Origin of the sequence: Clostridium sp. (genome assembly GCF_051278035.1) — a bacterium.
Lineage (GTDB): Bacteria > Bacillota > Clostridia > Clostridiales > Clostridiaceae > Clostridium_AD.
This window is the reverse complement of record NZ_JBNMNU010000133.1, coordinates 1-12,313: the sequence shown is the minus strand read 5'-3', so window position 1 is coordinate 12,313 and position 12,313 is coordinate 1. Positions and strand designations below refer to the sequence as shown.

The window sequence follows — 12,313 nt, the reverse complement described above, 5'->3', positions numbered from 1 at the left end:
TTACCTTTTATGTACCATTTAGCTTCTGTTTTCTCTACTCTATATACTTTTCCAAGTATTCCAAACTTAGACATACTTCCAGCAAGAGAACCTATAAATGATGGTGTATTTAAACTAGTTTTTTTAACTTTTTTTACATCATTTGTTTCTTTAACTACAGGTTCTTTTTTAACCCTACTATTTATGTCTTTACTAGTTTTAGCTGTATCTTTACTAGTAGCCTTTAATTCTTCTAGTATTCTAAAAATTTCTTTCATCATATTGATTTTTTTATCTATACTTATACTAGGTGTTTCAATTTCGCTGTATTCAATTGGTTTTCTCATAATTATCGTTCCTTCCTTTAATTGTAAATATTCGAATGATGTGTTCATATCCATTATATCACGATTCTTTGAAATATTTAATAATAATATCAATTGTTCTATTTTATTTTTAATTCAGTATATTTAAAGTTGCATCTCTGTTAAATTACTCCAATATTTTTTAGGCATATGTTGCATTTGTAGTCTCTCATTGCTCTTTTCCACTATAGAAACACTTTTATGAAAAACTTTCCAAAGGTTCTGATAAAATAATTCTTCAGTTTCATAACTTTCCAGTTTCTCAAATTTTAATTCTCTGAGTATCCATTCATTATTTTCATAAACTATTCCTGTTTTTCTTTTTACATCATGAATTACCCACTTTTCATTTTGAAGTCTCTCTTTGAAGTGATTTCCTATAAGTTCGAGAATGTTATAAGTAGGCTCAATAGCTGCATACAATATGCCGTTGAATTCTTGAAATCTTACTAGCCCTAAAAATCTATGTGCTTCGAATCCTACTTTTTTCGAATATTTCTGTACATCATTTACAGTTTGGTGTGTTAAAAAGTCGTTAACATTGTTCCCTATCTTAAATCCTAATTGTATATACTTAAATAATTTTAATTCTATTCCAGGCGCTTCAGATAGAAATGCTTGATACACATAAACTAAAGTATCCCTTGAAATTTTTTCTATTATAGCCTTATATACTTTATTAGATCTTACCATATCAATTTCTATAATTTCATCCTCAAATAGCATACTGAAATTATAGCTACTTTCTCTCTCTATACTTTCAGGTATCTTTTGGTAATAGCAAGCATAAATAACAGATAAAAACCCATCAAAGCTACCATCATAAATATATCTAACCAAATAAATCCCTCCTTTGGCTAAAAAGGCTTAATTGCTCTGGCTTGTCAAAGCTTTCATGATCTAATAAATAATTTTTGATCATTCCTCTTTCCATGCTCTTATCCCCATAAAATTTACCACTACAAGTTATAAAGTATCTAGCTCTTTTAAGAACCAGTCCTAGTTTTTTTAAATTATCATAGGAAAGATTAGAAAGCCTTCTTGCTCTTACAATCTTTAAAGCTGATTTGACTCCTATTCCAGGTACTCTAAGTAATACTTCATAAGAGGCACTATTCACCTCTACGGGGAACTTCTCTAAATTGTTTAATGCCCAAAAAGCTTTAGGATCTAGATCTATGTCAAAGTTAGGATTTATTTCATCTAGTAATTCATTTGCCTTAAACCCATAAAATCTTAAAAGCCAATCTGCTTGATACATTCTATGTTCCTTTAAAAGTGGTGGCGCCGTTATAATAGACGGTAAATTAACATGAGACACTATTGGAACATAAGCAGAATAATAAACTCTCTTGAGACCAAAATTATTATACAACCCTTCTGTAAGACTAATTACCCGTAAATCGCTTTCACTCGTTGCCCCTACCATTATCTGTGTGCTTTGCCCCCCTGGTGTAAAATCCGGCACTTTAAATCCTTTTTTCTTATACTCACTCGACTCTATTATACTGTGTTTAATAAGACCCATTGGTTTTAATATAGCTTCTCTAGTCTTTTGAGGTGCTAAGAGTTTCAAGCTTTTTTCTGATGGCAATTCAATATTCACACTCATTCTATCTGCATAGAGTCCTGCTTCATATATTAATTTCGGATCAGCACCTGGAATAGCTTTTACATGGATATAGCCATTAAATTTGTGAATAAGTCTTAAATCCTTTAGAATTCTAACTAAATTCTCCATAGTGTAGTCAGGGCTTCCCTCTACACCTGAGCTTAAAAATAAGCCTTCGATATAATTTCTTCTATAGAAATTCATAGTTAAATCTACTACCTCTTTAGGAGTAAAGGCTGTTCTCTCAACCTCATTGCTAGATCTATTAATGCAATATTTACAATCGTATATGCATTTATTGGTATACAAAATTTTAAGAAGTGAGATACATCTACCATCTTGAGACCAGGAATGGCAAATACCCGCCGCTGCTGCATTTCCTATGCCACCCACTGTATTCTTCCTATTAGACCCACTAGAGGAACAGGAAGCATCGTACTTAGCTGCATCCGATAATATTTCAAGTTTTCTCATTACATCCATTCTTATCACCTCGCAAACGTTTGTTCCCATTTTATCATGTTTTCGCGAAAAATAAAACACTTATTTTTAACAAATAACAACTATAAGTCTTTATATTTATAATTACATATAATAAAAAAGAATGCTCTAATTTTAGAACATCCATAAAATAATCTTTTAATTAATCAGATACTAGATTTAAGAATTGTTTTATTCTTGGATTCGTTGTATTCTTTAATAATTGATCAGGAGTCCCCCTGTCAACAACAATGCCCTCATCCATAAATATTATATTATCTGCTACCTCTCTTGCAAAACTCATATTATGCGTAACCACTACCATTGTCATACCTTCAAGAGATAGTTCCTTCATAACTTTAAGCACTTCTGCTTCAAGTTCGGGATCTAGTGCCGACGTTGGCTCGTCAAACAACAATACCAGTGGTTCTATAGCCATAGCGCGTGCTATGGCAACTCTTTGCTGTTGTCCTCCAGAAAGCTCATGAGGATAGCTATCGCACTTTTCTGAAAGTCCAACCTTCTCCAAAAGCATAAGTGCCTTATCATATGCTGCCTTTTTAGATTGCTTAAGTACTGTAACCAGACCTTCCATAATGTTTTCCAATGCGGTCATATGAGGAAATAAGTGAAACCCTTGAAATACCATTCCCGTATCCTTTCGCAGTCTTAACATTTCCTTATCAGTTGGCATCTTGTTTTTAGCAAAAGTAAGTTTACTATTTCCAATGGTAATTATTCCACTGTTAGGCATTTCCAATAAATTTATACACCTAAGGAGAGTTGTTTTTCCAGAACCTGAGGGTCCTATTATAATAGTTGTATCACCCTTTGCAATTCGCAAATCTATACCTTTTAAAATCTCATTATCGCCAAAACTTTTGTGTAAGTTCTCTATATTAATCATAAAATCCCTCCAATTACCTAGCCACATATCTTTCAAGTTTTATCTCTACTTTTTGCTGAAGTGTAGATAATATAGTACAAAACATCAGATATATAAATGCTACTTCAATGTACAACACCAGTGGCTCATATGTTGCTGCATTTATCCTTTGAGCTACCTGAAACATTTCAGTTAATGTGATTGCCGCTGCAAGGGACGTGTCCTTAACAAGACTTATAAATGAGTTTGATAATGGTGGTACCGATACCCTAGCTGCCTGTGGCAAAATCACTCGTATCAATGCTTGTCTACGTGTCATCCCAATGGAAGATGCTGCCTCCCACTGACCCTTAGGTATAGATAGGATTGCAGCTCTAATCACTTCCGAATTATAAGCTCCAACGTTTAATGTAAAACCTATTATTGCTGATGGTAATGCTCCAATTATTATACCAACTTTCGGTAATCCGTAAAATATTATAAATAGCTGTATGAGAAGAGGAGTACCTCTTATTATCCAAACATAAAATCTTGATATTAAAACTAATGATTTGCATTTTGAAATACGCGCCAGAGCCGTTAACATAGCCACAATTGAGCCAAGTATGAAAGAACCCACTGCCAGTGGAAATGTAACCTTTACACCTGCTATTAATAAAGGAAAGAAAGAATCTTTAATTATCTCTAATATTCTTAGTGTTTGTGCATCGAAATTCATATCTTCACCTTCACCTTATTATTTTGATACATCTGCGGCAAACCACTTATTAGAAATCTTAGAATAAGTACCATCTGCCTTCATATCACTTATTGCTTTATTAACTGCATCTACTAATTCTTTATTTCCCTTATTAAACATCGCTGCATTTGGCTGAGCATTTTCTTCCTCATCTACAATTTTTATAGCAAGGTCTGGCTTTTGCTTTTTAAGATCAAGGTAAGATAAACTGTCGTTAATTGTGGCATCTACTCTCTTAGATGTTAAAAGGTCAATCGATTGATTAAAACTTTCAACTGGTTGAATTATGGCACCATTATTCTCTGCAATTTTAGCTAAATTACTAGTTAATGATTGAGCGGATTTCTTGCCTTTTAAATCTTCAAATTTTTTGATAGTATTATCATCATTATTTACTATAAGAACTGCTTTCGAAACTATATATGGATCTGAAAAATCATATTTTTTTTGTCTATCTGCTTTGATACCAACTTGATTCACTACCATATCAAATCTCTTTGCATCAAGACCTGCAAACATCCCAGCCCACTTTGTCTCAATAAATTTTGGTTTAACTCCAAGACGTTTAGATACTTCTTCTGCAATTTCAACGTCAAATCCAGTTAACTTACCATCCTTATCATGAAAAGTATATGGTGCATATGTTCCTTCAGTACCAATACGTATTATTCCCTCACGCTTAATTTTTGTTAATAAATCTTTAGATTCAGTACCACATCCTACGAAGACTACAGTGGTTATTAATATAATGCTAATTAATATAGATAATTTTTTCATTTACTTTCCTCCTAGTATTCCTATCGTTTTAATAATGTATTGTTTATATATTAGCATAAGTCGTCTTTAATTGTCAATATAGATCTCATAAAATCATTTTAAGGTTACTTAAAAAGGACTTAAAGAGAGTCATAAAAAACTGCCGAAATAGACAACTATAAGCCTTTATAGTACATTTATAATAATTATATTTAATAAAATAACTTTATTTGAAATCGATGGTTATGAGGAGGGATTTTGTGAAAATCGGATATGATAGTTTTAATTCCCCTATTGGCTTATCCATGTGGTTGTTGATGAAATTGGCGTTAAAAAAGTGGAACTTTTCGAAGAAGATTGGGTGGAATACAAGAAGAAACACGAAAAAATACAGAAAGATAAAGAAATATGTAAAGATGTTATATCGCAGTTAGAGGAGTATTTTAAAGGAAAAAGGAAGTATTTTGATATACCTTTATCTATTGATGGTACGGAATTCAGAAAAAAAGTTTGGAAAGCGCTTAGAGATATACCTTATGGTGAAGTTCGGTGTTATTTGCAAATTGCAGAAGCTATAGGAAATCGTAAATCTGTAAGGGCAGTAGGTCGAGCTAATAAATTTAATAATTTGCCTATAATTATCCCCTGCCATAGAGTTATTGGTAAAGGTGGTAAGTTAGTAGGTTTTGCAGGTAATAGAACACCCACACAAAAACTGCTATTGGAAATCGAAGGGGTTAATGTTGATAAATGATTCAATAAATTTTAAATTAGCGACTGCTAATTTAAAATTTTTATCAAATACAATCCATGATCTAAAATACTTTGTTCACAACTAAACTTAACGCCCATATCAATAAGTTCAAAACATACATCCCTTGTGCTATTTATATCGAATAGACACTTACCTTTTTCATCTAAGGATTTTACAGCATCCGCGTGGATTCCTTCCCTTAATAGATTGTCTTTAACTTCTTTATTAAGCATTTTTACACCCCCATTCTAACTATTTTTTGTTGACTCTATATATAATATACTACATTTTTTATTTTTTCTAGTCTTTAAAAGACATTGTTTTTATAAATCTATCAGAACCAATAATAGTATTTTTGAAAATACCCACTGCACTATCTTTAAACTCGCACGGGATGTGCATTGAAGGACTAAAATGTGTTAATAGGAGTTCTTGCGCTCCCCCATTAAAAGCAAGCTGTGCTGCCTCCCCAAAGGTCATATGCTTATTCTTTATAGCTTTTTCAATATCATTATCATTGCCATAGGTACCCTCGCAAATAAACAAGTCGCTTCCTTTAATAAAAGTTACTATTTCAGGAATTGGTCTTGTATCAGTTACAAAACTAAGCTTGATTCCTATTCTTTCTTTACCAAGCACCATACTTGGCAAATATGTCTTATCTTGATTAATTACAATCTCATTCTTTTGAAGTCTGCTCCAAAATATTTTTGGTATTCCATTTGTTACTGCACTTTCTACATCAAACTTTGGTTTTCTCCTAAAGTAAAAGCTGTATCCCAAACATTTAACCGAGTGCTCTAGTTCCAGCGTTGAAATTACAAGATCATTAAATTCTTCTACTGAAGAATTAGTACAATTTATTGAAGATAATATTCCCACTGGTGCCTCTGGATTTTCTAAGATGTTTAGCTCATAAGGAAGGTAAGGTGCTACAACCATTAGACCCTTCACAATATCTGTAATACCCTCCGGCCCAATAATGGTAATTGGTTTAGTTCTACCACTGTTACCAATGGTTAAAAGAAGACCTGGAAGTCCTACAATATGATCCGCATGTCCATGCGTAATACAAATCACATCTATGGATTTAAATCCCCAGCCAAGTATTTTCATGGATACCTGTGTACCTTCACCACAGTCAATTAGTATCTTTCTCCCATTATAGTTTATAAGAAGTGAAGATAAATATCTTTCAGGAATAGGCATTCCACCTCCACAGCCAAGCAGTGCTAAATCAACCAATTAAATCACCTCATCTACAGTTTTTATTAAGTTTATTGTACATATTTATAATACTATATCTATAGATTAATCTACAGGACAATATTTTAGCATGATTTTGTTATCCTTTGATTTTTATGCTACTACTATATCAGTACTTTCAAACTGACTATTATAAAGATTATAGTAGAAACCTGCTAATGATAGGTTTATCTTTAGAATACCCGAATTTTACATTTTTTATAGATACATCACCTTTAGTCTTATCTGTTTTTATATCAACTTGAAGATCTGGTACTTCTTCTTTTTCATCTAATATTTCGAATACCCTTTCCGCAGCCGCAATTGTAGACTGAAGTGTTCCTGAGAAAAACTCAGCACGCCATGCATTTTTATAGATTTCATTGTTGATTGTTTTAAATTTTTCTTTAGCTTTCTCTTCATAATCAAAGATTTTTACAGTACTATGTCCTGTATACATTTCTTCAATGTGTCCATTAATCTTGCCAATTTCTATTTGCGTATGCCAAAGTATTTTTGTGAACCTTTAATTACACTAGATGATGCAATTATTGAAAGAGGATAACAATAATTGCTATTAGTGACATCCACAAATTAATACTAAACATCATTACAAGAATGCCTATTACAGTAGCCAGCGAACTTAAAACGAGGAATAAGATTAACAATGGTGGACTTTCCACTTCCTGTGCTGCCGATAATGGCAACTGTTTCATTTGGACTTGCTTTAAACGAAATGTTTTTCAATACTGCCTCATCCGCATTTGGATAAGTAAAACACACATTTTTAAATTCAACAGTTGATTTAACTTTTGTTTCCTCCAAAAGTTCCTCTGTATTCTTAATCTCTTAAAACACGATTAATAGAGTCAATTTTCTCCTGCATACTTTCAAAATACTTTGTCGTTTTGGAAATAATAAATGCAATCATAATCATCATAATTGGTACAGATATTACTAAAATCAATGCTAAACGACCCCCTGTGATTACTGCCATCACAACACCACTCAATGCCATAAGAGAGCAATCATACCAATCTTTATACAAAATGTCATGAAAGATTGTACTTGAGTGATATCATTGGTGGTTCGCGTAATGAGTGAAGAAGTTCCAATTTTATCAATCTCATGCAATGAAAATTCTTCAACCTTAAAAAAACATTTTCTCTCAGCTGAGCACTTAGCTTTGTAGCTGTTCTTGAAGCAACTCAATAGTCTTAATAACTCTTGTAGCTTCTATAGCCGAATTTAAGCTGAGCATTTTTGTTTCATCAGCTATACTTTTTATAGAATCAAGTATTGTATTTATATTTATTGATATATTCTTATATCATTTTGCAGTGAACTTTGCAATGATGTTTAATGCGTTGTTGAATTCTCCAATTTCTTCATCAGTAAAACTCTTGAATTTTTCCTCAATTAGTTTTTCCATTATATTTTTAATTTCAGTTGCCATATACTTGCCTTCTTCAGTTATATATTTTAGTTTATTGGTCAATATAAACTAAAAAGTAATTATTGATCTGTACATTCTAAATAACATCCCTAATAATACAAAACATTAATAAAAGGAAAAATACTTGTGACAACATATTTTCCTAAGTCATCACAAGTAAAAACGCCACAAAATTTTATTCTTTGTGATGTCTAATATGAATGTTAATGCCTTGCAGTTTTTTACATTGTTTATGACTAGATTGTGACTGATATAAGTTTTTTCTATGAATAGTATAAGATTTAAATGAGAGTAAACAAGGACTGAATTGAGTTTACCATATGTTACCATGTAATAGAACATACTGACCATTAAATGAGGTGTACAAAGTTTACCTGCTAGTTTTATGTTAAAAATTGTACTACCAGCAGTATTATTATTATGTCTATACATTAGAATGAGAAAAGCAAATGAAAATCAATTAAATAAATCCAACATTGTTATAAATGTCGTTATTACAGCTTATTCGCTTATCAATCTTTGGCATTTAGTATGCTTTTTGCTATTAGGCATTTCTTTACTAGGTTAATGTTAGTGATATAAAAAAAACAAATAACAAATCAAAGATACTACTATCTTGACCTGTTATTTGTTTTTGTGTGCCTTTCGAAATAATTAGATAATAATTGAAACTATATTCACAATGAACGCAACCCATGCCACTTTCCATATTGTTGCCACCTATTTTGCCCTAAATCTTTTTCTTTTAAATTTAAAAACAAATAGCAATCCTAAAAATAGTAACACAATAGATAGCGCAATCATTCCAATTTGCATTATATTTGAGGTTCTCGTATTACCCATTGACGGTAAGCCTCCTCCATTTCCCATGCTTTTCATCGTTTTCACCATAGCATCATCTACACCAAGTGTTTTAAGGTCTTCCTTTTGCTTAGCAGTAAGTTCTTTCCCATCTGCTTCTTGAATTATTTTCATTATAGGTTGTATATTTTTCATATCAGGCATTGCTGCGTTCCCAGCTTCTCCTTGCATATTTTCACCACCAATTTCCATACCACCAAGAGTTGATAAATTAAGTGTTGATGATATTGTTCCATAAGTGGTTGAAGGCTGCGTTCCTTTAAGTTGGGCATCTATGCTTTTCACTCTGTCGAGTCCAAAGATTACCATCATAGGTATTGCCTTACCGTACTCTTCATATGTATATAAAGCAGTAGCATCTTTTTTAACATAACTATTAATTAATTTATCAGTTTTAATTATAGAGTCTTCATAAACTCCACTAGTAATATATTTTTCTGAGATTTGATTTAGGTAATTATGATAAATCCCTTTATATTTAGGCACTTCTAAAAGTTTTCCTATAAGAGGTGCATCTTCTAGTTTTCCAGTAACTGGCATGTCAACAGGAAAATTAATTGCCTTAGTACCATCACTTATATTCATTCCTGCAAAGGACATATTTAAATCCCAGGGGATTATTTTAAACACACCATCTTTTTCATATAGGTAATAATTGTGATACATTCCTCCTGCATAACTGTCAAGATTCACTAAAAAAGTATTTACAGCAAAATATCCAAGGACCTCATCTACATCCAGGTATTTTTCAAGATTCGAGCCACTATCCAGATGTTCAATCATATTTATGACCTTTTTAAAATCATTATCGGAAGTAGTGTTAAATATAGCACCCTCCTTTATAGTTGAATAATTTGATGCTGAATTCCCAGTATATTTTAGGTCAGCCCCCTTACCTGAGCCCATAATTGCTCCCATATCCATGCCCCCAGCGTTATCTCCAAGCATGTCCATGCTTTCCGGCTTATAAAGATTGCCCTCCGTCGTACCAAATTGTCTTTGAACAAAGCTTTTATCAATAATCTCAACAGCGGCGTACAAACCCCATTCCTTTCCATTCAATTTAATATTAGAATAAGAATATGCTGGAGTAGCCACCCCCATGAACTCGAATAAATCATAGGATAATGCTTCTTTCATATAAGATGTATCTGACATCACGTTATTAAGAGTGATTTTTTCAAGACCGAAGCAGGTCTGTCCCTCTACAAAGGCACCAAAATCAAGTTTGAAACTAAAACGGTCTGTAGTATCATCAGATGAAATACTAGTAAGGCTAGAGTTCCCCTTTGGATTTATTCCAACGTTATAAAAAGTTTCTCCATTTATAGTTATATTACAACTACGAGGCTCCTTCTTTGAAGCATTAGCAATTAACCAGTCCCAGTCAGCTTCATCTATATCAATGTCGACTTCAGTAATCTTATTTTTATTCAATATATTTTCAACATAACTAGTCTGAGTAGTAGCCGCTAAATTGCTTGTATTGCCAGTCATTGTAATTGTTCCTATTAGTATCACCACTAATACCATTACAACTGCAATAAAGGTTATACTTTTTTTGTTTATCAACCATCTCACCTCATTTTTTAAGTAATTACGTAATTAACACTAGCTCATATAATCGCCATTATAGCTAACCAAAACAGCACTATTAACTCCATCTTCTCTGCTTATTTCATTTACAAATGATGTTTCCATGGTTTTAAGACGAATTTCAATGGTAAACTCTACGCCTGTCCCTCCGGTAACTGTCTTTGATTTAATAACGTATTTTTTCACTTTATCTCCTATAATCTTTAAAACATTATCTTCAACTGCTTCATCATCACAGCTTATAATTAAAATATATGGATTATCTGAGTTACTTTTGTTTGTAAAAATTACAAGTATTAAACCGATAAACAAAGAACCAACTATAGCAAGTGGAATTAATCCGGCACCTAAAACAATACCTACTGCAATTGCCCAAAATAGATACGCAATATCCATAGGATCTTTAATTGCAGTACGGAATCTTACTATGGACAGCGCACCTACCATACCAAGAGAAAGAATTACATTGGATGTTACTGCCAATATTACAAGAGATGTTATCATGCATAGGGCAATAAGTGAAGTGCTGAAACTTTTTGAATACATAACCCCTTTAAATGTTTTCTTATACACCGTATAGATAAATAGTCCTATACAAAATGCAAGTCCTAAAGCCAATGCGCCATCTACTAATGATATGCTTGTAGCATTATCAAGAAAATTCGATTTAAATATGTCACTTAAACTTGTTTGGTTATTCATATTTAATGCCTCCTAATTATATAAACTATATTTTACTTATTATAATCCGTACATACGACAAAGAGCGTATTTGGATACTGATACTTTATTTCTATCTCCAAGTTGAATAAGGTCGTTAATGATTTCCGGTAGAAAGGCATCGTATTTAACCTTTAAAATTGCCATTCTTCCATCTAATGTTTCCACTGTTGGTAGATTTTTATTGAACAAATCAGTGCTATTAAGTGCTGTCTTTATTGACTTATCAATGGTTACCCTTACATTTCCTGCACAAAATATATATGCTTCCCGTAAGTAATCCACAATAGTTTTAGGTTTAAGCTGCTCATGTTGCATTTTTTCATAAAGCTCTCTTAGTAGCGAGTTATCTGATGCTTTAAGCCATTCAATGTTTCCACTTAATATATTGATGCATTGCTTTTTGCTAAGATGTACACTAAATTTTGCTGTAAGGCCATTTACCTTAATCTTTTTTTCAAGCCTTATGTATGAATCATCACAATTATATAAGCGCAATCGAAACTTTTCACGATTATCCACTCCTGATATTTTCTCCATTAATGCTTTATCATCTGGTGTTTCAAAATACAAGCTTCGAATTAAATAGTTCCCATTATGGCAAGCATTTGGGTCTGGCTTCATAATAGTACTGAGTTTGCTACGTAAAATAGCACATTCGCCCAAATTAATATAATGTTTTAGTTCATGTCGATATTTTATCTTTTTCATTATTTCACCTCCTAGTGTTTCATTCAATATTGCAAGTATATTACACGAATCTTAGAGTTTCCTTTGAAAATCGAATAGAAGCTAACAATTAAAATGTTTCGCCCCTTTCACAACACCCTACGTACCGTTCGGTATAAGGCGTTTCATTAGTTT

The 12,313-nt window shown here is 32.3% G+C and carries 17 protein-coding genes and 2 pseudogenes; 2 read left to right on the top strand and 17 right to left on the bottom strand.

The genetic code is table 11. From position 1 onward, the window contains the following. From ACJAX4_RS17305 to ACJAX4_RS17280, 6 genes are all read right to left on the bottom strand, one after another. Nucleotides 1-326: hypothetical protein (locus tag ACJAX4_RS17305; protein ID WP_435790694.1), on the bottom strand; the 326-nt coding region annotated here is incomplete at its 3' end. 123 nt (nucleotides 327-449) lie between these two features. Further along, nucleotides 450-1,184: a TIGR03915 family putative DNA repair protein gene (locus ACJAX4_RS17300; RefSeq protein WP_435790693.1), complete on the bottom strand. Its 735-nt coding sequence runs from the start codon at nucleotides 1,182-1,184 to the stop codon at nucleotides 450-452. Beyond that, entirely contained in the window at nucleotides 1,177-2,439 is a 1,263-nt protein-coding gene (locus ACJAX4_RS17295; protein ID WP_435790692.1) for a putative DNA modification/repair radical SAM protein, read from the bottom strand. Before ACJAX4_RS17295 ends, ACJAX4_RS17300 begins: the two co-directional genes overlap by 8 nt. A 160-nt stretch (nucleotides 2,440-2,599) precedes the next feature. Beyond that, the gene (locus ACJAX4_RS17290) at nucleotides 2,600-3,343 is read right to left on the bottom strand and encodes an amino acid ABC transporter ATP-binding protein (RefSeq protein WP_435790691.1); all 744 of its coding nucleotides are present in this window, start codon (nucleotides 3,341-3,343) and stop codon (nucleotides 2,600-2,602) included. Nucleotides 3,344-3,356: 13 nt separating this feature from the next. Continuing rightward, nucleotides 3,357-4,040, bottom strand: coding sequence for an amino acid ABC transporter permease (locus ACJAX4_RS17285; protein ID WP_435790690.1), 684 nt, complete (start codon nucleotides 4,038-4,040; stop codon nucleotides 3,357-3,359). An 18-nt stretch (nucleotides 4,041-4,058) separates the two neighbouring features. Continuing rightward, nucleotides 4,059-4,838 (bottom strand): amino acid ABC transporter substrate-binding protein, encoded by a 780-nt coding sequence (locus ACJAX4_RS17280; RefSeq protein ID WP_435790689.1) that lies wholly within the window; start codon nucleotides 4,836-4,838, stop codon nucleotides 4,059-4,061. 286 nt (nucleotides 4,839-5,124) lie between these two features. Between ACJAX4_RS17280 and ACJAX4_RS17275 the strand changes: the two genes are divergently transcribed. Next, nucleotides 5,125-5,571 (top strand): methylated-DNA--[protein]-cysteine S-methyltransferase, encoded by a 447-nt coding sequence (locus tag ACJAX4_RS17275; protein WP_435790688.1) that lies wholly within the window; start codon nucleotides 5,125-5,127, stop codon nucleotides 5,569-5,571. Nucleotides 5,572-5,597: 26 nt separating this feature from the next. On the opposite strand, the gene ACJAX4_RS17270 is transcribed toward ACJAX4_RS17275, so the two are convergent. The 7 genes and pseudogenes from ACJAX4_RS17270 to ACJAX4_RS17240 form a co-directional block, all read right to left on the bottom strand. Continuing rightward, nucleotides 5,598-5,804, bottom strand: coding sequence for a hypothetical protein (locus ACJAX4_RS17270; RefSeq protein ID WP_435790687.1), 207 nt, complete (start codon nucleotides 5,802-5,804; stop codon nucleotides 5,598-5,600). Nucleotides 5,805-5,871: 67 nt separating this feature from the next. Next, complete coding sequence (locus ACJAX4_RS17265) at nucleotides 5,872-6,816, bottom strand: ribonuclease Z (protein WP_435790686.1); 945 nt, start codon at nucleotides 6,814-6,816, stop codon at nucleotides 5,872-5,874. A 160-nt stretch (nucleotides 6,817-6,976) separates the two neighbouring features. Then, nucleotides 6,977-7,306, bottom strand: coding sequence for an ABC transporter transmembrane domain-containing protein (locus ACJAX4_RS17260; protein WP_435790695.1), 330 nt, complete (start codon nucleotides 7,304-7,306; stop codon nucleotides 6,977-6,979). A 155-nt stretch (nucleotides 7,307-7,461) separates the two neighbouring features. Further along, nucleotides 7,462-7,617: pseudogene (locus ACJAX4_RS17255) on the bottom strand (ATP-binding cassette domain-containing protein); the annotation flags it as partial. A gap of 40 nt (nucleotides 7,618-7,657) precedes the next feature. Next, the gene (locus ACJAX4_RS17250) at nucleotides 7,658-7,813 is read right to left on the bottom strand and encodes an ABC transporter transmembrane domain-containing protein (protein ID WP_435790685.1); all 156 of its coding nucleotides are present in this window, start codon (nucleotides 7,811-7,813) and stop codon (nucleotides 7,658-7,660) included. Between the two features lie 228 nt (nucleotides 7,814-8,041). After that, nucleotides 8,042-8,143, bottom strand: a pseudogene (locus ACJAX4_RS17245) (methyl-accepting chemotaxis protein); the annotation flags it as partial. Between the two features lie 3 nt (nucleotides 8,144-8,146). Further along, complete coding sequence (locus tag ACJAX4_RS17240) at nucleotides 8,147-8,272, bottom strand: hypothetical protein (protein WP_435790684.1); 126 nt, start codon at nucleotides 8,270-8,272, stop codon at nucleotides 8,147-8,149. 385 nt (nucleotides 8,273-8,657) lie between these two features. On the opposite strand from ACJAX4_RS17240, the gene ACJAX4_RS17235 reads away from it, so the two are divergent. Beyond that, on the top strand, nucleotides 8,658-8,840 hold the full coding sequence (locus ACJAX4_RS17235) for a DUF5658 family protein (RefSeq protein ID WP_435790683.1): 183 nt from the start codon (nucleotides 8,658-8,660) through the stop codon (nucleotides 8,838-8,840). On the opposite strand, the gene ACJAX4_RS17230 is transcribed toward ACJAX4_RS17235, so the two are convergent. The 4 genes from ACJAX4_RS17230 to ACJAX4_RS17215 are packed head-to-tail and all read right to left on the bottom strand — an operon-like array spanning nucleotide 8,832 to nucleotide 12,160. After that, nucleotides 8,832-8,981 carry a hypothetical protein gene (locus ACJAX4_RS17230; RefSeq protein WP_435790682.1) on the bottom strand — a complete coding sequence of 50 codons (150 nt, stop codon included), beginning with the start codon at nucleotides 8,979-8,981 and terminating at the stop codon, nucleotides 8,832-8,834. The genes ACJAX4_RS17235 and ACJAX4_RS17230 overlap by 9 nt on opposite strands. A gap of 11 nt (nucleotides 8,982-8,992) precedes the next feature. Beyond that, nucleotides 8,993-10,705, bottom strand: coding sequence for a CotH kinase family protein (locus ACJAX4_RS17225; RefSeq protein WP_435790681.1), 1,713 nt, complete (start codon nucleotides 10,703-10,705; stop codon nucleotides 8,993-8,995). A gap of 39 nt (nucleotides 10,706-10,744) precedes the next feature. Next, complete coding sequence (locus ACJAX4_RS17220) at nucleotides 10,745-11,431, bottom strand: DUF4956 domain-containing protein (RefSeq protein WP_435790680.1); 687 nt, start codon at nucleotides 11,429-11,431, stop codon at nucleotides 10,745-10,747. A 39-nt stretch (nucleotides 11,432-11,470) separates the two neighbouring features. Then, nucleotides 11,471-12,160, bottom strand: a complete 690-nt coding sequence (locus tag ACJAX4_RS17215) for a polyphosphate polymerase domain-containing protein (RefSeq protein WP_435790679.1) — start codon at nucleotides 12,158-12,160, stop codon at nucleotides 11,471-11,473. Between the last annotated feature and the right edge of the window lie 153 nt (nucleotides 12,161-12,313).

Excerpts from the sequence above, each read along its gene's own strand:
- ACJAX4_RS17295 (WP_435790692.1), bottom strand. The coding sequence starts at position 2,439 with ATGGATGTAATGAGAAAACTTGAAATATTATCGGATGCAGCTAAGTAC.
- ACJAX4_RS17290 (WP_435790691.1), bottom strand. The coding sequence starts at position 3,343 with ATGATTAATATAGAGAACTTACACAAAAGTTTTGGCGATAATGAGATT.
- ACJAX4_RS17285 (WP_435790690.1), bottom strand. The coding sequence starts at position 4,040 with ATGAATTTCGATGCACAAACACTAAGAATATTAGAGATAATTAAAGAT.
- ACJAX4_RS17280 (WP_435790689.1), bottom strand. The coding sequence starts at position 4,838 with ATGAAAAAATTATCTATATTAATTAGCATTATATTAATAACCACTGTA.
- ACJAX4_RS17270 (WP_435790687.1), bottom strand. The coding sequence starts at position 5,804 with ATGCTTAATAAAGAAGTTAAAGACAATCTATTAAGGGAAGGAATCCAC.
- ACJAX4_RS17250 (WP_435790685.1), bottom strand. The coding sequence starts at position 7,813 with ATGGCAGTAATCACAGGGGGTCGTTTAGCATTGATTTTAGTAATATCT.
- ACJAX4_RS17240 (WP_435790684.1), bottom strand. The coding sequence starts at position 8,272 with ATGGCAACTGAAATTAAAAATATAATGGAAAAACTAATTGAGGAAAAA.
- ACJAX4_RS17235 (WP_435790683.1), top strand. The coding sequence starts at position 8,658 with ATGTTAAAAATTGTACTACCAGCAGTATTATTATTATGTCTATACATT.
- ACJAX4_RS17230 (WP_435790682.1), bottom strand. The coding sequence starts at position 8,981 with ATGGAAAGTGGCATGGGTTGCGTTCATTGTGAATATAGTTTCAATTAT.
- ACJAX4_RS17220 (WP_435790680.1), bottom strand. The coding sequence starts at position 11,431 with ATGAATAACCAAACAAGTTTAAGTGACATATTTAAATCGAATTTTCTT.
- ACJAX4_RS17215 (WP_435790679.1), bottom strand. The coding sequence starts at position 12,160 with ATGAAAAAGATAAAATATCGACATGAACTAAAACATTATATTAATTTG.